This is a genomic window from Oceanicoccus sp. KOV_DT_Chl, from assembly GCF_900120175.1.
Classification (GTDB): domain Bacteria; phylum Pseudomonadota; class Gammaproteobacteria; order Pseudomonadales; family Dasaniaceae; genus Oceanicoccus.
This window is the reverse complement of sequence record NZ_FQLF01000002.1, coordinates 1,812,217-1,830,259: the sequence shown is the minus strand read 5'-3', so window position 1 is coordinate 1,830,259 and position 18,043 is coordinate 1,812,217. Positions and strand designations below refer to the sequence as shown.

The 18,043-nt window shown below is 40.6% G+C and carries 19 protein-coding genes and 1 pseudogene; 9 read left to right on the top strand and 11 right to left on the bottom strand.

What is annotated here, in order from left to right; translation table 11 throughout:
- Positions 1-17 precede the first annotated feature (17 nt).
- Entirely contained in the window at positions 18-1,211 is a 1,194-nt protein-coding gene (locus UNITIG_RS12435; RefSeq protein ID WP_101758670.1) for a pyridoxal phosphate-dependent aminotransferase, read from the bottom strand.
- 210 nt (positions 1,212-1,421) lie between these two features.
- Here UNITIG_RS12435 and UNITIG_RS12430 point away from each other — a divergent pair, with 210 nt between their 5' ends.
- Positions 1,422-1,826, top strand: coding sequence for a DUF3127 domain-containing protein (locus tag UNITIG_RS12430; protein WP_101758669.1), 405 nt, complete (start codon positions 1,422-1,424; stop codon positions 1,824-1,826).
- Positions 1,827-2,181: 355 nt separating this feature from the next.
- A complete protein-coding gene (locus UNITIG_RS12425) occupies positions 2,182-2,481 on the top strand; it encodes a hypothetical protein (RefSeq protein WP_101758668.1) in 300 nt (99 codons plus the stop codon).
- 46 nt (positions 2,482-2,527) lie between these two features.
- Here the strand turns inward: UNITIG_RS12425 and UNITIG_RS12420 are convergent, their stop codons facing one another.
- From UNITIG_RS12420 to UNITIG_RS12395, 6 genes are all read right to left on the bottom strand, one after another.
- Entirely contained in the window at positions 2,528-2,734 is a 207-nt protein-coding gene (locus tag UNITIG_RS12420; RefSeq protein WP_101758667.1) for a hypothetical protein, read from the bottom strand.
- Positions 2,735-2,930: 196 nt separating this feature from the next.
- The gene (locus UNITIG_RS12415) at positions 2,931-3,551 is read right to left on the bottom strand and encodes a hypothetical protein (RefSeq protein WP_101758666.1); all 621 of its coding nucleotides are present in this window, start codon (positions 3,549-3,551) and stop codon (positions 2,931-2,933) included.
- A gap of 46 nt (positions 3,552-3,597) precedes the next feature.
- Positions 3,598-4,575: a quinone oxidoreductase gene (locus UNITIG_RS12410; RefSeq protein ID WP_101758665.1), complete on the bottom strand. Its 978-nt coding sequence runs from the start codon at positions 4,573-4,575 to the stop codon at positions 3,598-3,600.
- Between the two features lie 58 nt (positions 4,576-4,633).
- Positions 4,634-5,596 carry a LysR family transcriptional regulator gene (locus tag UNITIG_RS12405; protein WP_101758664.1) on the bottom strand — a complete coding sequence of 321 codons (963 nt, stop codon included), beginning with the start codon at positions 5,594-5,596 and terminating at the stop codon, positions 4,634-4,636.
- Positions 5,597-6,105: 509 nt separating this feature from the next.
- Positions 6,106-6,540 (bottom strand): type II toxin-antitoxin system VapC family toxin, encoded by a 435-nt coding sequence (locus UNITIG_RS12400; RefSeq protein ID WP_101758663.1) that lies wholly within the window; start codon positions 6,538-6,540, stop codon positions 6,106-6,108.
- Positions 6,537-6,776: a type II toxin-antitoxin system Phd/YefM family antitoxin gene (locus UNITIG_RS12395; RefSeq protein ID WP_101758662.1), complete on the bottom strand. Its 240-nt coding sequence runs from the start codon at positions 6,774-6,776 to the stop codon at positions 6,537-6,539. The genes UNITIG_RS12400 and UNITIG_RS12395 overlap by 4 nt, the downstream gene beginning before the upstream one ends.
- Before the next feature lie 949 nt (positions 6,777-7,725).
- On the opposite strand from UNITIG_RS12395, the gene UNITIG_RS12390 reads away from it, so the two are divergent.
- From UNITIG_RS12390 to UNITIG_RS25605, 6 genes and pseudogenes are all read left to right on the top strand, one after another.
- Complete coding sequence (locus UNITIG_RS12390) at positions 7,726-8,118, top strand: type II toxin-antitoxin system HigB family toxin (protein ID WP_235015370.1); 393 nt, start codon at positions 7,726-7,728, stop codon at positions 8,116-8,118.
- 40 nt (positions 8,119-8,158) lie between these two features.
- Entirely contained in the window at positions 8,159-9,340 is a 1,182-nt protein-coding gene (locus UNITIG_RS12385; RefSeq protein ID WP_159931149.1) for an ImmA/IrrE family metallo-endopeptidase, read from the top strand.
- Positions 9,341-9,816: 476 nt separating this feature from the next.
- Positions 9,817-10,086: a multiubiquitin domain-containing protein gene (locus tag UNITIG_RS12380; RefSeq protein WP_101758660.1), complete on the top strand. Its 270-nt coding sequence runs from the start codon at positions 9,817-9,819 to the stop codon at positions 10,084-10,086.
- Positions 10,061-10,740 (top strand): annotated as a pseudogene (locus UNITIG_RS12375) (DUF6791 domain-containing protein). The gene UNITIG_RS12380 and the pseudogene UNITIG_RS12375 overlap by 26 nt, the downstream one beginning before the upstream one ends.
- A gap of 17 nt (positions 10,741-10,757) precedes the next feature.
- Entirely contained in the window at positions 10,758-11,258 is a 501-nt protein-coding gene (locus UNITIG_RS12370; RefSeq protein ID WP_101758658.1) for a hypothetical protein, read from the top strand.
- Complete coding sequence (locus tag UNITIG_RS25605; protein WP_101758657.1) at positions 11,248-11,640, top strand: DUF6527 family protein; 393 nt, start codon at positions 11,248-11,250, stop codon at positions 11,638-11,640. The genes UNITIG_RS12370 and UNITIG_RS25605 overlap by 11 nt, the downstream gene beginning before the upstream one ends.
- Before the next feature lie 225 nt (positions 11,641-11,865).
- On the opposite strand, the gene UNITIG_RS12360 is transcribed toward UNITIG_RS25605, so the two are convergent.
- Genes UNITIG_RS12360 through UNITIG_RS12350 form a run of 3 tightly spaced genes read right to left on the bottom strand, consistent with a single transcriptional unit; the run spans position 11,866 to position 14,394 of the window.
- Positions 11,866-12,375 (bottom strand): histidine phosphatase family protein, encoded by a 510-nt coding sequence (locus UNITIG_RS12360; RefSeq protein ID WP_101758656.1) that lies wholly within the window; start codon positions 12,373-12,375, stop codon positions 11,866-11,868.
- Positions 12,375-13,352, bottom strand: a complete 978-nt coding sequence (locus UNITIG_RS12355; protein WP_101758655.1) for a nucleotidyltransferase domain-containing protein — start codon at positions 13,350-13,352, stop codon at positions 12,375-12,377. The genes UNITIG_RS12360 and UNITIG_RS12355 overlap by 1 nt, the downstream gene beginning before the upstream one ends.
- Before the next feature lie 40 nt (positions 13,353-13,392).
- Positions 13,393-14,394, bottom strand: a complete 1,002-nt coding sequence (locus UNITIG_RS12350; protein ID WP_101758654.1) for an HD domain-containing protein — start codon at positions 14,392-14,394, stop codon at positions 13,393-13,395.
- Between the two features lie 537 nt (positions 14,395-14,931).
- Here UNITIG_RS12350 and UNITIG_RS12345 point away from each other — a divergent pair.
- Positions 14,932-15,450, top strand: coding sequence for a hypothetical protein (locus tag UNITIG_RS12345; protein ID WP_101758653.1), 519 nt, complete (start codon positions 14,932-14,934; stop codon positions 15,448-15,450).
- Positions 15,451-15,611: 161 nt separating this feature from the next.
- Here the strand turns inward: UNITIG_RS12345 and gyrB are convergent, their stop codons facing one another.
- Entirely contained in the window at positions 15,612-18,023 is a 2,412-nt protein-coding gene (gene gyrB / locus UNITIG_RS12340; protein WP_101759272.1) for a DNA topoisomerase (ATP-hydrolyzing) subunit B, read from the bottom strand.
- Positions 18,024-18,043: the final 20 nt, after the last annotated feature.

Sequence of the window (18,043 nt, the reverse complement as noted above, 5' to 3'; positions counted from 1 at the left end):
CTGGTTAACACTGTAAATTAGCGCTCAAAATACGTTTTTAACTTCGCCATGCCCTCATTGATATCAGCCACCTCAATACCCGAATAAGCAAAGCGAATATAGTGATCTTTCTCGCCAGCTACGGGGCGGCCAAAATGTTTACGAGTACAAAACGACACACTGGTTTCAATTAATGCTTCGTTCATCAATTGATTCACATCACTAAAACCTTTGCGCGCCATAATGCTAGTGACATTGGGAAAAATATAAAACGTGCTATTCGGCGTTGCTACATTGATACCGTCAATGGCATTCAAACCCGCAACGCAGGCGTCACGGCGCTGACGCAACACTGCCAGAATATGATCCGGCCCTGAGGTATCGCCAGCTATCGCTTCCACCATTGCACGCTGAATAAAATGCGGGGTGCAGGATTCAATATTGGTATTGAGCTTATTAATTACATCGATAACATTAGTCGGGCCAATAGCAGCGCCTAAACGCCAACCCGTCATCGCAAAACGCTTGGAACAGGTATATAAAATTACCGTACGCTCTTTCATGCCGGGTATATCAGCAATAGTCATGGGTGTGCCGCTGTACTGAATCTCGTAATAGGCATCATCTGCCAACACCCACAGATCATATTCCAAAGCCAGTTGTGCCACAACCTCCATTTCTGCGCGGCTAGACTGCGCACCATTGGGGTTTTGATAATTGTTATAAATAAGCGCGGTCGTTTTGGGGGTGATAGACGCTTTTAGTCCATCCAAATCCAGCGCAAAACCGTCAGCGGTTTCGACATAGCCGTATGGCACAGCGCTACCGCCATGGTATTCGATTTGGGACTCGTAAATGGGGTAACCGGGGTTAGGGTAGAGCACTTCATCACCGGGATTCATTACCGCCATAATGAACTTGCCAATTACCGGCTTACCACCGGGCTGAATCGAGACATTTTCCGCACTATAAGACAGCCCGCGTTTGCTACCGACATCCTGAGCAATCGCATCCCGCAACGCCATCACACCGCCACCAGGACAATAACCGGTATAGCCGTCGGCAATGGCTTTAATTGTCGCCTCTACAATATTGTTAGGCGTGGCGATATTGATATCGCCCAAGTGAAAGGGATAGACCTTATTACCTTTAGCGGCCCAGGCAGCTGCAGCTGCGGACACAGCAAAAGCGGTTTCAGTGCCTAATTTACTGAGTTGTTTGGCTAGTTGCATAGCTATCTCTTTTTTCGGTAAGTGCTTAGCGGTTCTACCCAAGCGATGGATAGCGGCGAACCCACTGATCTAAAATGCCGCTGGCAATTGTAACAAGCAGGTTTTAACCGAGATAGCGGGTTTAAATAACTTAATACTTGCTGTACTTTATACCCCTCAGCAATTCCAGCTATCCAAATCAACAAACACCATCTACAAGGGCAAACCAGCATGTCAAAAAGCTTTGAAGTTCAGGGCCAAATCCACTCCATCGGCGCCACCACTGAATACGGCCAAAATGGCTTTACCAAAAGAGAATTCGTTATCAAACTCACCGGCGAAGGTGAAAATGACCGCTACCCCAACTACATCGCTTTGGAGTTAATCAAGGATAAATGCGCGCTGATGGACGCTTATAAAATTGGTGATGAAATCACCGCCCACTTCAACTTTTCTGGGCGGCTATGGGCGGGAAATGGGCAAGGCGAAAAATGCTTTACCAGCTTACAAGCCTGGCGTATTGAAGGTGGGGCAGCTGCCAATGTCAGTATGGATGCCTATGATCAAACCCCACCACCGGAAGCTTATGATCAAATGCAGAATATGAATAATTTTGATGATGATATTCCGTTTTAGGAGCGGCCCAATACCTATTTACTGGATTAATAACTTTAAGAAGTTATTTAGACCCTCGTTAACCCGAGGGTTTTTTGTTTGTGTCACAGAAAACAGAACTACGACTCACAGTACACATTTAAAGAAACCGTGATCTGCCCCCTAACAACATGGCATTTAAATTGCAATTAATCAGATACCTTTGATTAAAGTATAAAAATAGCAGTTTAAAGATGTTTTCTCGAAATAGTAGAGACCATCGTGGTGCATGCTAGAGCGTATTGCCCCACTAATACGCTTTTTTGGTGGTTACCTATCTCTTTAATAATAAATATTGCACGGCGAGATATCGCCCTCGCAATCAGGATACAAAGACATGAATAAACTATGGGTGTTTTTATTATTCTCTGTTGTTAGCAAACTTAGCTATGCCGAATGTCAGAATATGAAACTGGCTATCACCACACCTTCAATCGTGTCGGACAGCGCCATCAGCCTTGAAAACATGATTATTTATCAAACCCTGGAAAAAATTTCAGAGGTTGATGAACAATTACTATTCGGTTGCACATTAAGCAACGATAAATATAAGCGCACCCTTGAAGCAGTAAAAGATATTACCAGCAGCCATGGAAATACACAGTTAAGCCTAAATCGAAGCGTTGCTTCGCTATAGCTTGGTTTATTCCTTTAAGTTGCTGCCCACAGAAACGGCAGCACTGTTAAGCCGCTAGAAATTGCGACTCCCAGTCCATTGGCGAACTGCCTAAATAGCAGTAATGACTGGCGATAAATAGTGGCACTGTCCGACAATCTTTTACGCAGGCAAATATAGCATCATCGGTATTATCAAAAGTCGATAATACATGACCATCTTCAGCCACTAATGACGCCTTACCGTTATCCCATTCACGAATTGAATATTGCATGTTGCTCTCCCAGGATGCTAACCATCAAAGCGATTAGCATTAAGGTAGAGGCTATTTGTTACAATTATATGTCAGTTTATTGCATTGAGCGGCTGTTAAATAATTGGATATTTTTATCGCTACGGATTTCAATAAGTTTTCCCGCAAAGTTAATTAATTACCTTAAGTGCTGTCATAAAAAATTCATTAACTATTTTCAGGAAACCGTCATCATTAGAAAACCGGAGAACGCGGCATTAGAGGGGGAGAGGCTTTTATCAACGGCTTTTTTACTGTCATTGATTAACTTTCGGTATTTTTTGTAGAAATCCCAGCTCGGCGTTGGCTTATAAACCGGATCGGCAATGTCAAAGTGACGCAAAATATTTTTAGCGGTGGTGGGCTTAACAAAGACTTCCTTAGTCGGGCGATAGTAAGCGGGAATGATAGTAATCAAACTCCATTTAGCCAGTTTCTGTGTTTTCAGAATATCGACCATCGCTTCAAACCCCAGCTGCTGCTTACCGTGAAGCATTTGACTTAAAGCCTGTACTAAAAAAGCCTTTTCGTTTTCATCCATGCTGCGGACAAAATCCCTGAACTTTGGCTTTTCAAATAATGACACCATCGAAGAGCGGCTCACCACTTTAATCATATTTTCAGCGGTAACATGTACGTTAGAGCAGGCTTGCTCACTAAAACTGTCATGCGCCAGCTCCACCATTTTTCCCATGCGGTGCTTTTTACCAATGGCTTCAATTTCCGGATCAAGAAAGCCTTTGGGGTAGCGCATTAAAAAATCGCCCTCCAGTTTCTTTAACTTTTTTTGCTCAAGCATCGCCCTATGTCCTGATCCATAGCTTATATATTGTAAACCTTAGCTGCTATTTGAAAGTCAAAATAGTCGCACCTGTCGTTTTACCAGATTCAACACTGTCATGCGCTCGCGCCGCTTCTGACACATGAAAACGCTGGCTGATCTCTACCGTTATTTTTCCTGAACTGATCATTTCAAATAATACCGCGCTTGCTTTTTCTAACGCCTCTCGTTTTTCCACATAAGCAAATACCTGCGGACGAACCAACTTTAAAGAACCTTTTGCCGCTAGCATCATTATATTAAATGGCTCAACCGGCCCGGTGGCATTACCGAAAGAAACCATCGTGCCCAGCGGTGCAATACAATCCAATGACTGATTAAAAGTGCTATTACCTAATGAATCATATACTACTTGCACACCTTCACCATTAGTCAACTCTCGCACTGTTGTCAGAATATCCTGCTGTTGACGATTTATCACATGGTGACAGCCGTAGTGTTTGGCTTGTTCGATTTTTTCCTCACTACCGACAACACCGATTACTGTAGCACCCAAACTCGTAGCCCACTGACACATCAGTGAACCTACACCTCCGGCCGCGGCATAAATTAAAACCGTATCACCGGCTTTAATTGCATAACTTTCCGTCAACAACGCCCAAACCGTTAAGCCTTTCAAATACGATGCTGCCGCAATGTCATCACTAATGGCATCAGGTAGTTTTATCAGGCGTGCAGCTGGCACATTACGCTGCTCACTGTAAGCGCCGGGCTCCCGGGTTAAATACACCACACGATCACCAACGGCTAATCCGCTAACGTCGGCACCCAATTCTGCCACGACACCCACACCCTCAACTCCCAGCACGGCGGGTAATGGCAATGGATAAAGCCCTTTGCGCATATAAGTATCAATCATATTGAAACCTACAGCGGTATGCTCCACTCTAGCCTCATCTGCGCTTAAAGGTGGCAGAGAAATGTCCTGCCATTGTAAAACCGATGCATCACCATTTTTTGCTACTACGATTGCTTTTGTCATTGCTTTGCTCTCACGCTAAAAATTACTTGCTAAGGCTTAGGTGTTTGCTATCAAAACCTTAATACTTTTTGATCGCTTTATTAATCTGTGCCTCAATTTTTTTCATCGGTAGTATATCTTGGTGTTTATTAAGTACAAATTTTAAAAAATGATCGGTAACCGATGATAGTTTTTTCTCTCTTAAGTGGACCAAATACCAGTTAGACATAATGGGAAAAGTTTTAACCGCTAATTGTCTTAAGCCATCAGCTTCACCTTTTGACAACACGTATGCAGAGATAATAGCAACCCCCATATTCTCGATAACCGCATGTTTGATAGCCTCATTGCTTTCAATAACCATTTTTTTATTAATAGTAAGATTATGTTTTTTCAGATGATTCATCACTGCATTATTCGTACCTGACCCATCTTCACGCAATAGAAATTTCTGATCACTCAAGTCGTTCCAGGTTAACTTTTTTCGGCTACTTAAAGGGTTGGATTTGGAAGCGATTATAGCTAATGGGTTCGGTAGAAACTTATAGCGAACAATATCAAGATCATCAGGTGGGTCACTAAAAATATAAAAATCATCAAGGTTTTTCTTCAGTCGCTCAATAATTTGAGCTCTATTCCCCACTTTAAACTCAACATCGATATCGGGGTATTCTTTACAATATGGCCCTAGAATATGAGGCAAAAAATATTTCGCAGTAGTGACGACGGCAATTTTTATAGTTCCGGATTTAAAGCCTTTTAAAGCATTAATATCTTCATCTAACCGTCTGATTACCTCAAATAACTCTAACCCAGCCTGAACCACATGGTCGCCAGCAGCAGTCAAATAGATTTGTTTGCCAATGACCTCATACAACTCAATATTTAACGCCTCACTCAATTTTTTAATCTGATTGGAAACACTAGGCTGGGTAAGAAACAACTCATCTGCCGCTCTGGCAATACTCTTCTTCTCAGCGACTTTTAAAAATATTTCTACCTGCCTGAGGGTGCCCAGACGCGTTAGTAACCTTGTATCCATGTCAATCTCCCACCTCTATCATTCACGATTGTGAATCACAATGACAAATGAAATCAACTTCTACCTATATAGACAACTTTAGGGTAGCTTTACTGTGTTAACCACCCGAGGGAAATATTATGAAACCCCATAAAGGTTAGATAAATGGAGCAAAACATTTAGTGTCGATGTGTGTGGCTGTACTTTTAGTCACACAACTTATTGATTTTAAATAAAAAAGCCCTCTAAAGAGAGAGCTTTCTGTAACACTTTATGTGTGAAAACTGTGGGGTATCACCTAAAGTGATTCACCCTCCCACTGATTTATAACAATTTTACCAACCTGCATGAGAGAAAACTTGCCCTTTTTCTCTCCTAAAATGCATCAGTCCTACTTTTCTTACTCAAAATGGAAAAACCTTTGTCATCGCAATTCATGAAGAATCAGCTGATTTCATGGCGGTAAGCCGTATAAGCATGCTCGCGAATTTAAAGGATCTCCATCTCGGCTTGTTCATGCCTGTATTCCTTTAAGACTTATCCTTTAAATAGATCGGTACATCCGCTTTCTTGGCAGCCTTCAACAGGTTTTTATCTAGAGTTGCTAACGATAATCCCTCGCGGATTGCCAGCTCCAGATATGCTGCATCATAGCTACTCAATTTGTACGCCCGTGATAGAGATAGAGTCCGACTAAAGGCATGATTTGCGGTTGACGGATCAACATTGATCGGCAAGCCCTCTAACTGAGCGATAAATCGTTCGACCTCGATAGTAGTCGTGTCACCTCGCTTTTCTGCCCCAACCAATACATTGGTAGCTTCTAGGTGCCAAAGGCTGGGTACCAAGACATCAGCATCGGCCAAGCTTAGTAATACTGCTTCAGCGTACTTCTGATCAGAGGCTTTACCGCTTTCTAAGTGCCAGCGCATAGCCACAGAGTTATCCAATACAAACCCTGTCATTTTCGGCCACTATTCCGGAGTTCATTGAGCGCTTCGTCTGACACTCGGTGCTTTTTAGCCTTCAGTATGTTGGCAATAGCGGCCTCAGCCTTCAAGTGGTCTCTGGCCCTGCTGGGTATGACATCAGCAATGGGCTTGCCTCTATTGGTGATAGTGAAGGCTTCACCGGCTTCAACCCTGCGTAGAATTTCAGGTAATTTTGTCTTAGCTTCGTAAGCACCGATCTCTTCTAGCATTTCATAGCTCCTTGTGACATATAGACCAGTATACAAGTCTAATAGGTCAAGTCAATAAAGCAGACTAGAAACATGGTCTATTAGTTTTTTTGCTCGAACGGCACAACCGGATAAACCCTTTACCCGACCAATTAACCGCCCTTTTTATATGAATATATATTGTAAGTCATTGATTATTTACTACTCGCCAAAAAATGCCGGTTCATTTTAGGTGAGAATTTTTTATTTTCCGTGATAACACACAAAACGATGTGGGTTCTCATTCATAGTGGTTCTTCCTAAGGCTGATTTATAACGATTTTTCCAGCTTCTCTGAGAAGAAAAAACGGCCGTTTTCTCACCGAAAATGCACCAATCCTACTTTTCTCACTAGAAATGGAAAAAGCCTTGCCACAGCTACAGTTAAAAAAGCCCTCACTATTAAGATGCACTACTCAAACAGGCATTTTTTATTCTTACCGATAACAGCTAAGACCCTCACCATACATTATCACTTTAACCACACTGTTAATGGTTGCCACATAAAGTGCTCTTTTCGTTAATTATCAATAAGATAAAAGCCTCAAAAAGTTACCAATTTCATCATTTAAAGGATCTGAAATTCACCCTTCCTTATTGGAAGACTACCTTTTACGGCTATTCTTAGCAATTCTTAATGAGTTTAAGAATTAAGCTGAAAGTTTAAATGGGGCTTCCCATTTTTTGATGTACACGGGGGACTTAAAATCCGCTGAAATTACAAGACATAGATTCTGGTGCTGTACTGATAGCTCGACCCTCTCTGTCTGGTTACTGGGGTTCGATCTTCTTAGGGTAACAGGCTGGCCAGATATCCCTTGTACCAAGAAAATAATTAGTGAGCTATAACAGTTTTATCGCTCCAGTGGTTAGGATTAAAGTATCCTAAGGAAATTCTTGTTGGCGGTGGGCCTGGACCGATCATGTAGACTTGACTACCCCACACTTAAAATCCCAAAAAGGGATCAAATGTATTGACTCCCCAAAAGGGGTTGATTACAATGATCCCAAATTGGGAACTAAAAACAAGAAGATGAAGCTAGTTGGAAAGAAAAAGATTGATGAATTTTCTACTCGTCATCCGCCGTCCAAGGGCCCGCTAAGGGCTTGGGTGGAAGAGGTGGAGTCTGCAAGCTGGGAAACCTCTCATGACATTAAACAGAGATATGCCAGTGCAAGTTTCTTAGCCCAAAATACTGTAATTTTTAATATTGGAGGAAATAAATTCCGCTTAGAAGTAAAGGTTCAATATCAAGCTAGCGTTGTAATGGTTATAGATATCAACACCCATGCGATCTACGACAAAAAGAATAAAAAGCACTAGCAGCCTTGAGATAATTGCTTTAAACGGCGAGGAAAACATTATGAATATTAAAGTTATTAAATCAGAAACAGACTACAAAGAGGCATTAAATGCACTTGAGCAATTAATGTCGAATGAATTGAGCGAAGGCACTAAAGAGTTTGAAGACTTAGAGGTACTTTCTGTTTTAATTGAAAAGTATGAATCTGAAAATGTTGACCTCGGCCCCGTCGACCCCATTGAAGCAATCAAATTTCGTATGGAACAAGGTAATTTAAAAAATCGTGATCTTGCTCCCTATATTGGCTCTGTTGGAAAGGTTTCTGAAGTCCTAAATAGAAAAAGACCTCTAAGTTTAAATATGATAAGAGGTCTTCATAAAGGCTTGGGAGTTCCTTACACCTCACTAATGGAAGAACCTCAAAAAGCCGAGGAGGACTTAGGCATAAACTGGCTAGAATTTCCACTTAAGGAAATGTTCTCACGTAAATTATTTACTAAGCCCTCGTTATTAGAAGTAAAGAATTACGCCGAAGAAGAGGTAATTCGATTTTTTGGCCCTCACTTTAAGACTATGAAACCAGCGTTTTTAAGGGCCACTGTTCGATCTGGTCGCCAGATGAATGGCTACGCACTGTCTGTATGGCACGTTCTTTCACTTAAAAAAGCTGAAGAAAAACCGAATAAAGTCATTTTCGATCCAGAGTTTCTAGATGATGGTTTTTTTGAAAGCTTGCTTGGATTGAGTTTTTTGAATGAAGGGCCTTCACTAGCTGTTGAATATCTAGAGAAATTTGGGATTAGTTTAGTTTTTAATGAGCACTTCAGTAAAACATACTTAGATGGAGCCGCTCTTCTACTAGACGACGGCTCTCCAGTAATATCTATGACTCTTAGACATAACAGATTGGATAATTTTTGGTTTGTTTTGATGCATGAGCTGGCGCACATAAAATTACACCTTTTCGATAGTGAGACACGTGCAATTTATGATGATTTAGATTCTAGCGCTGTTAATAAAATTGAGGAAGAAGCTGATGAGTTCGCTATGAAATGGCTTCTACCAGCAGAAGAAAAAGAGGAGATCTTGAGCTATACAACCGCAGCCGAATTAAAACGTGCAGCTAAGAAATTTAATAAAGGTGTTGCCATTCTTGCTGGCGCTCTACGAAAAGAAAGAAATAATTATCGTATCTTTAATCAACTCATAGGAAGTGGAACAGTAAGAGAGATGCTTATGTAAATAAAAAAGGCGCTGAAACTGGTAATTTCAGCGCCTTTAGACACGCAAAAAGCCCAGCTGAATAAGGCACAACTCGGGCTTCTTGAAGTGGGTGTATCTAGGTGGATACCCATGCATTGTAGGACAGGTCAGCTACACATTCAACCTGTTAACCCCTCTGCGCTCTTCGAGTTAACAAGCTGCCTTCTTATATGGAGGACGTCGTCATGAAGAGCGATTCTGATGAATACATCTATGTAAAGTCATATCGGCATAAAGCAACTGGAAAACTTATGGTTGCAGCCAACTATGGCTTAAAAGCATTTCGCTTCAAGGTAAATAAGAAGCGTAAACGCAAATAGCCTGAGTAGAAGATGGGTAGTCATTGTAGGTCTAAATAACCACTCATCTTCCTACTCCTAGGTGAGCAACTGCTCGCCAGCTTTACATTCAAATTCAATTAGTTAGCAAATTTTTTAATTTGTAGGAGGGACGTCATGTCCAAAGAAAATAAAGGCAAGCCAGATAAAAAGCTTGTAACGATCATAGTTGAAGCAACACCGCATGAAGTACCAAAGGGGCCTATCTCTTATGAGGAGATAGTAAAACTAGAGGTGCCATCTTTTACCCCTGACTCTCAAACCACTTACTCAGTGATTTATGAGCGCGGCCAGGGAAATAAGCCCGAAGGCACTCTATGTCCAGGTTCAACCGTTAAAGTAAAAGAGGGGATGGTGTTTCATGTTTCAGAAACTGGTCAGTCATAATGACGATTTAGGTAAAATTCTGGACAAAGGATATGCGGTAGCCATTGATTCAACGAATCACATGGTTATCCGCGAAATCCCTTATCTAGACAAGAATGGTGATTTAAAAAGTGGGCTATTGTTTCAAAGTTAAAATTTATTGATAAATTTCGCTTTGACCAACAAGACCACCAAATTTACTTCGCCGGGGAAATGCCTCACGGACTGAATGGAAAACCTCTACCCAATTTGGGTGGAGGTCCATTCAACATTACCTTAAGCGATGCTTGTACCGATGTCCAAGTCCAACGCTCTTTTTCTAATAAACCCAAAGCCACGGGAAAGTATAAGGATCATTTTCATAAAATAGAGACTTATGTGTCATTCATCTCTGGGCCCGCCATGCAGAAACTTAATGCAACGCCTTATACATACAATGCTTCTGAAGAGGCTTTGGATGATCCGGTTTTTAAGTTTAGAGACACTCTCACAAGTCGCTCTAATATTACGGATTTATCCCAAAAGTTTACTGAAGACGTCATTGCTGTTATTGGGTTAGGTGGTACAGGGGCTTATGTTCTCGATTTCATGGTTAAAACCCCGCTAAAGAAATACGTGGGTTTGATCATGACCATTATCATGTGCACAATGCTTACCGCTCTCCAGGTCAATTAAATGAGTCTGAGCTTGGTATGTTAAAAGCGGACGTATATCAGGGTCGTTATGAAAACTTCCGGAAAGGCTTAAACATCAAAAGCATTTGTATAGACGAATCTACTAAATCTGAACTTGAAGGAGTTACATTTGCCTTTGTTTGCGTAGATAACGGTGATGCTCGTTCGGAAATTTTCGATGTTTTAATAAATCTCAATATCCCGTTCATTGATGTAGGAATGGGGCTAAAACGCGACAAAGATGACGGCTTGAGCGGGATGGTCAGAACCACTCTTTTCCCTGAAGGACTATCCGATGAAGTTCGTAATAAAAGCTGGGCTACTGAGTCTGAAGACCCTGGAAATATGTACAAGTCGAATATTCAGATCGGTGAATTAAATGCTCTTAATGCCTGTCTTGCGGTATTTCGATTTAAGCAGTTACGGGGTTTCTACTGTTCTAATGGTGAATTCCTTAACACGATATTTAATATTCGCTCATCCAATTTGGTAAGAGAAGGCATTGAAGATGAAAGTTGAGTATGTGCATTACATGCCAAAAAACCTAGCAACTGGTGTACTTTATGTGTCAGAAGAGTTTCGTACCGCCGCACACCTTTGCGTATGTGGCTGCGGTTCTAAGGTACGCACACCATTAACGCCTACTGAGTGGCAGCTAAATGTTACTAATGGTCGTCCTACTCTCAGCCCTTCGGTAGGAAATTGGCAATTACCATGTAAGTCCCACTACATAATCAAAAACGGTGGTATTTTATGGGCTAACGAATGGTCCGATTCGCAAATTGAGCTAGGTAGAAAGCATGAGTCTGAAAAAAGAAAGTCGTACTATTCTGAGAATGATAGCTACTCTCGTAGTATCTTTGGTAGGGCCTGGAATTGGTTGAAGCAGGTTTTTAGATAGAGGTTCTACTACATGGCTCTCCACATAGAGGGCCATTATATGGGGCTGTTGATTTGCATTTAAAAGTGACCCCGCTTTTGCACAGATATATGAACCTGTGTATCAGCATGCGAGCAAACAATCCAGCAGCTCAAACGTTGGACCCTGGGTCAACATTCAATACAAATATATTGCCCTGTAGGGTCAATTTTGGGCGCAAATCAACAGTAATAGGTTTTAAACGGGCTAAATATATAATGTTACAAACTCTCCATTATCTGGTTTCACTAGAGCAGAGTTTATTTCATTTGGGTACAGTTCTTGAATTGCTGTAAATACTGCTGAATGGGATATTACTAGAGCGTTCTCTCTATCTATTTTTAAAAATGAAGAATTCACTCTCTCCATAAATATTTTTTTTGATTCTACGGAGCTTATCTCATTTAAAATAGATCTATCCTGTTTATTTTTTTCTTTTCCCTCAAGCTCTCCATATGACCTTTCTGCAAGCCCATCCAAAACAACTAGGTCTATATTTTTAGGGAAATTACTACGTAGAATATTTGCTGTTTCTAAAGCTCTTATCAAAGGACTGGAATAAATCACATCAATAGTTAGTTTTTCTAACTTATTCGCTACTTTCTCAACCTCTAATTTACCTATTTTGTTTAAAGGTAAATCTATAGACCCCATCCATCTTTTCTCTACATTATACTTTGTACTTCCATGTCGCAAAAAAACTATCTTTTTTTCCATTAAAATATTAAAGAGTGATGTATAGGGTGATTTACATCATAAGAATCTTTCATGCAGGTAGAGAGCTCCCATGAAAAATGTTGTCCCAAGTTTTTCAAGCTTGCAAACTCCGGAATATTTTCTCTATCTTCCTTTTCTACCCCTACTAACTTTTCTCTAATAGATGGATCTGAAACTTTCTCTAAAAACGTATCATAAATTTCAAATATCTTTTTTGGCTCTATACGACTTAATTTTTGTATTCTCTCTAGAGGCGTTAATTTTAGCAGCTCAGTTGTAGTTTTAAATTTTTCTACACTAGGTTTATAGCATGTTTCTGCAACAACCATAATCCCACTAAAATACAGTAACTTTCTTGAAAACCTTAATTTAATATTCCTTAAACCCCAGTTCTTATTATCTTCCGTTACCTTATATTCAAAATCTGTTGTTATAGTCCTATAATATCTAATAATATCGTTTAGGAAAAACTTAGCTAGCTGATGGCTTGGGGTATTATCTTTAATATACCGTTCAAGCAACAATCCCCTATACTCATCAAACTTCTTCTCATTAAATATATAAGAACCTTCCAATAGAAATAGCATTCTTCTAGTTAAGTGATGATTATCATCGTTTTCACCACCTATATTGCTAAGCAGCTCTTCTATACTTTGGCATGCTTCAGAACCAAAGGTTCCTGTGCTTCCAGTATCATTTGGAATATGTTTTTCGATGATCTTCTGAATGTTCTCTTTCTCAGAGTCTAAATCGGTTTGAGAAATAGAGTTATCATGAACTATAAATAGATCTATATCCGACTCATCTGACGCTTCTTTTCTCGCGTAAGATCCGGTGGATATAATAGAAAAATTATCTGAATAACTTGAGTTTTCTACTGCTTGTTCTATCTCGCTTCTTATTATCTCTAACTTCTTATTACTAAAAGAAATCCTTTTTTTGATAGATTCAAATCTATCAAAATCCGATTCACACATTAAGCCCCAAAACAAATATTATATATTTATTTGTATATTTTTATGATGCGTAGACAACTCTTTCCCTGTAATCTTCAAAACTATATTTTGATAGCTTTTTATCACAAACAAAACGCTCTGGATCCATTGATTGCTCATTTATAAAATAATCCCTTTCCATAATATCTACTTCATGGGGAATATGCTTAGAATAATTTAATGGGTTGAAATTCTTTAACTGCAAAAAGAGCATGGGATGTTTTTCCGCCCATTTTTCTTCATCACTCTCTATATCATTAGACGCAAATAGCTCTTTATTGTCTTCAAAATAATTCTGACTGATAATATCTGCAGCTAAGCCAGCTCCGCTCTGAATAAATGCACTGTATATCAAACCCTTTCTCTGCCAAAAAGTATCAAGCAGACTAAAGCGACCTCTTTCATTAGAAAGAAAAGATGCCTTAGCTATATCAATTGTACTCAACTGCGGATAACTGTAATGATAATTAGATGCTCTTATTATTCCGTCAATTGTGTCAATGTTAATTGGGCTAGAAAACAAATCCTCTCCATCTAAAGAAGACGCACCTCCAATCAGGCTGTTCACCTCTGAAGGGTCCACATTGTCTTTTAATATTTTATTTAAAGGCTTTCCCAGTTTAGATTTACCATTAACTAGTGACTTCCCATTTTCATGGTGGCACAGACTAAATGTCTCTGAAAACTTAGACTCTAAGCTGTGAGACAGTGGGGCGTGGCCGACATCATGAAGTAGTGCTGCAGTAACTAAGTGCTTTTCTAGCTCTCTAGAATATTTTCTTTCTTTTGAAATATATAAAGCTAATGCAGCAACACCCAGCGAATGACTATAGCGACTCCGTTGCGCTCTAACGCCTTCATCATCACTATATATGCCGCTTGTATAATCTATCGCGCCTAAAAAAGAGATATGTCTAAGTCGCTGAAAAGCATCAGTTGCTACTAACTTTGAATAAAATTCATCTTTTATAATAGCTTGAATATAAACGCTTTCGTTATTAAGTATTTTTTTCTGACTTTCCATAATTAATCCTTACTCAAATATTTAAGCTCTTTTAAAAGAACAGCTTTTGAGAACGATCTCCCCTAAATTATTAAACGCCTTAATAATATACGCGCACACAAAAACTTATGAACGGCAATATTTTCATAAGTTATAAACTGGTTAATGCTTTACCTGTATTTTTAAGTGTAGCTGCGAAAGTAACACGACTGTATAAAAAAACAGTATAAGGGTAAATTTACTTATTGTAAGAGCCAATATTGCCAAAAACTCTACAATAATCATAGGTTTATAATGTATAACTGTAGTTTAATTTTGATACTTTGAAAGCATTATCCTACATTTGGTAGTTAGTGATCACTCACCACACACTATGTACTAATTAATACCTATTACTTATCTAAAAACACCTTTTCCACATCCAAACTGGACTACACCCAGCATTTGTTAGACGCCTTCTAACGTCTCTGGCACTAATACTAAGTCCAATCATTATAATTCCAAAACATGTAGCCAGCTGTGATAACTAACTGTTGACCCGATTTTAATCATCCCACCATGCTGAATGTGGCTTGGGCATGGCAGCCAATAGCTCTTGCTAAGCTTCATGAAAAAGCAGAGATGGAGGCCGAGCAACGACGTATTGAGTGGGAGGAAGAAAAGCGTCAACGACGAATAAAGGAAGAGAAAGACAGGCGAACCAAGTCTTTATCCTACTGGGTAGATTCAACCTTACTGGCGACACAACCCACCTATAGACATATGCCTCCTGCTCAGCCAGGTTATCATGAAGTGGTTGGGCCGTTTATTCACCGTATTGGTGTTGAAAATGACTCTACAATAAAAATTACTGGGCAGAAGCTTTCAGCAAACAAGCCTAAGAAGCTTGATTATGCTGTGGTGGGTGACGCAACAACTATTCACGGGCTAGAAGCCCCTTATGATGAAGAGGCCACCGATGAAGTATTGAAGGTCGAAGTACTTAAAACAGGGGAAGATGTCATAAGCTTTTGGATAGCCAATGGAAATACAGATCAATTTAGTAATAAATCTATTGAAATGGCTACATTCGAATAGGTAGTTTTTGGTCGGATAAATCCTTTTACCCGACCATTTAACCATAATTAAAATATGGTTATTTTCAATAACTCATTGATTTTATTACTACTTTCCTAAAAATATTGATTCATTTTAGGTGAGAATTTTTCATTTCCCGTGAGAACCCACAACGACCGTTTTTAAATATCCAAATTAGCCACTTTCAGGGCATTTTCTTCAATAAACTCACGCCGCGGCTCAACTTGATCACCCATTAAACAAGTGAATATTTGATCAGCCGCAATGGCGTCTTCTATAGTCACAACTAACATCCGGCGGACTTCAGGGTCCATAGTGGTTTCCCAAAGTTGGTCTGGATTCATTTCACCCAGACCTTTATAGCGCTGGATGTTTAGGCCTTTCTCTGCTTGATCCATCAACCAGGTTAATGCCTGTTTAAATTCACTAACCTCTTCAACTTTATCGCCGCGTTGGACGTAAGCGCCTTCTTCTAACAATCCATTTAGCTTTAAACCCAAACCAACAATGGCCTTGTAGTCATTGGAAGAAAAGAAATCCTGATTAAATAAGTATTCAGTATCAACACCGTGAGAGGTGACGATAACCTGAGGCAAAAAATTATGCCGCTCGGGATCTTCCTTTACGCTCACCCGTGTAGCTTGTCCATTACCGCCAGCACCGAGTCTTGTTTGCAATTGCTGGCTCCACTGCTGTACAACAGCTTGATCGCGCAATTGCTCTACGGTTAGCTCTGGTAAGGACACCATTTGTTTCATTACATGATTAGGGTAGAGGCGTGACAAACGTTCGATTGTCGACATTACACTGCGATAATGGCTGACTAATTCTTCTAAAGATGCGCCACTAATACCTGGTGCATCGGCATTCACATGCAAGCTAGCATTTTCTAAAGCAGACTGCGTGAGGTATTGGTCTTTTCCTTCTTCGTCTTTTATATATTGATGCTGCTTTCCTTTAGCGATTTTATACAGCGGCGGTTGCGCAATAAAAATATGACCGCGCTCAATTAATTCTGGCATCTGCCTAAAGAAAAACGTTAGAAGCAGGGTGCGGATGTGAGAACCATCAACATCCGCATCCGTCATAATGATAATGCTGTGGTATCGCAACTTATCGATATTGAATTCTGATTTTCCTATACCGCAACCTAACGCCGTCACTATGGTGCCAACTTCTTGCGACGAAAGCATTTTATCAAAGCGTGCTTTTTCTACATTCAGGATTTTACCTTTAAGCGGCAGGATGGCCTGCGTACGACGATCACGCCCCTGTTTAGCCGAACCACCAGCAGAGTCTCCCTCCACCAGATAAACCTCACTATGTGCAGGGTCTTTTTCCTGACAATCAGCCAATTTACCCGGCAGCCCAGCAATATCCAAGGCGCCTTTTCGGCGCGTCATTTCACGGGCTTTTCGAGCAGCTTCACGAGCCCTGGCCGCATCCAGCATCTTGGTAACGACTAATTTAGCTTCATTGGGGTTTTCAATCAGATAATCACCAAAAGCCTGGTTCATTGCCTGTTCAACGGCCGTTTTAACTTCAGAGGAAACCAGCTTATCTTTAGTTTGTGAAGAAAACTTGGGATCAGGCACTTTTACTGAGATAACCGCCGTTAGGCCTTCACGTGCATCATCACCACTGGTAGACACTTTTGCTTTCTTGGCAAACCCTTCGCGCTCAATATAGCCATTCAAGCTTCTGGTCAAAGATGCACGGAAACCGGCTAAGTGAGTACCCCCATCACGTTGAGGAATATTATTGGTATAACAATGGATACTTTCCTGATATCCATCATTCCATTGAAATGCGACTTCCACACCAACACCATCTTCAGTCATGGTATTGAAGTGAAACTGCTTATTAATCATAGTCTTATTGGTGTTTAGGTACTCTATAAATGCACTGAGCCCACCTTCATAGATAAAATCTTCAGACTTTCCACTACGCTCATCCTTCAGCTCAATGTGGACACCAGAGTTCAAAAACGCCAACTCTCGCAAGCGCTTAGCTAACTGATCAAAGTGAAATTCAATATTGGTAAAGGTCGCCGATGATGGCTTAAAACGAATCTCTGTACCCGTTACTGCTGAATCACCCACAATAGCCAGTGGCTGCTGGGGCACGCCATGCTTGTATATCTGCTCAAAGATTTTACCGCCGCGCCTGATGGTCAGCTTTAATTCTTCCGACAGTGCATTAACTACTGAAACACCAACACCATGCAAACCACCGGATACCTTGTAGGTGTTGTCATCGAACTTACCGCCTGCGTGCAATACCGTCATTATAACTTCAGCAGCAGACACCCCTTCTTCGTGCATTTCCGTTGGAATTCCACGGCCATCATCTGACACACTAACCGACTCATCAGGGTGAATAACCACTTTTATTTTGGAGCAATGACCTGCCAGCGCCTCATCTATTGAGTTATCTACCACCTCAAACACCATATGGTGTAGACCGGTACCATCATCGGTATCACCAATATACATGCCTGGACGTTTACGCACCGCGTCCAACCCTTTTAAAACTTTGATACTGGACGAATCGTAACTATGTTCTTCGCTCATTAGTAAACCCATTGCTAGTG

What these genes read in the sequence shown, in the direction of transcription:
- UNITIG_RS12385 (WP_159931149.1), top strand. Translation starts at nt 8,159, where the DNA reads ATGAATATTAAAGTTATTAAATCAGAAACAGACTACAAAGAGGCATTA.
- UNITIG_RS12360 (WP_101758656.1), bottom strand. Translation starts at nt 12,375, where the DNA reads ATGGAAAAAAAGATAGTTTTTTTGCGACATGGAAGTACAAAGTATAAT.
- UNITIG_RS12380 (WP_101758660.1), top strand. Translation starts at nt 9,817, where the DNA reads ATGTCCAAAGAAAATAAAGGCAAGCCAGATAAAAAGCTTGTAACGATC.
- UNITIG_RS12420 (WP_101758667.1), bottom strand. Translation starts at nt 2,734, where the DNA reads ATGCAATATTCAATTCGTGAATGGGATAACGGTAAGGCGTCATTAGTG.
- UNITIG_RS12400 (WP_101758663.1), bottom strand. Translation starts at nt 6,540, where the DNA reads ATGACAGGGTTTGTATTGGATAACTCTGTGGCTATGCGCTGGCACTTA.
- UNITIG_RS12415 (WP_101758666.1), bottom strand. Translation starts at nt 3,551, where the DNA reads ATGCTTGAGCAAAAAAAGTTAAAGAAACTGGAGGGCGATTTTTTAATG.
- UNITIG_RS12370 (WP_101758658.1), top strand. Translation starts at nt 10,758, where the DNA reads ATGTTAAAAGCGGACGTATATCAGGGTCGTTATGAAAACTTCCGGAAA.
- UNITIG_RS12410 (WP_101758665.1), bottom strand. Translation starts at nt 4,575, where the DNA reads ATGACAAAAGCAATCGTAGTAGCAAAAAATGGTGATGCATCGGTTTTA.
- UNITIG_RS12345 (WP_101758653.1), top strand. Translation starts at nt 14,932, where the DNA reads ATGCTGAATGTGGCTTGGGCATGGCAGCCAATAGCTCTTGCTAAGCTT.
- UNITIG_RS12425 (WP_101758668.1), top strand. Translation starts at nt 2,182, where the DNA reads ATGAATAAACTATGGGTGTTTTTATTATTCTCTGTTGTTAGCAAACTT.
- UNITIG_RS25605 (WP_101758657.1), top strand. Translation starts at nt 11,248, where the DNA reads ATGAAAGTTGAGTATGTGCATTACATGCCAAAAAACCTAGCAACTGGT.
- gyrB (WP_101759272.1), bottom strand. Translation starts at nt 18,023, where the DNA reads ATGAGCGAAGAACATAGTTACGATTCGTCCAGTATCAAAGTTTTAAAA.
- UNITIG_RS12350 (WP_101758654.1), bottom strand. Translation starts at nt 14,394, where the DNA reads ATGGAAAGTCAGAAAAAAATACTTAATAACGAAAGCGTTTATATTCAA.
- UNITIG_RS12395 (WP_101758662.1), bottom strand. Translation starts at nt 6,776, where the DNA reads ATGCTAGAAGAGATCGGTGCTTACGAAGCTAAGACAAAATTACCTGAA.
- UNITIG_RS12405 (WP_101758664.1), bottom strand. Translation starts at nt 5,596, where the DNA reads ATGGATACAAGGTTACTAACGCGTCTGGGCACCCTCAGGCAGGTAGAA.
- UNITIG_RS12355 (WP_101758655.1), bottom strand. Translation starts at nt 13,352, where the DNA reads ATGTGTGAATCGGATTTTGATAGATTTGAATCTATCAAAAAAAGGATT.
- UNITIG_RS12430 (WP_101758669.1), top strand. Translation starts at nt 1,422, where the DNA reads ATGTCAAAAAGCTTTGAAGTTCAGGGCCAAATCCACTCCATCGGCGCC.
- UNITIG_RS12435 (WP_101758670.1), bottom strand. Translation starts at nt 1,211, where the DNA reads ATGCAACTAGCCAAACAACTCAGTAAATTAGGCACTGAAACCGCTTTT.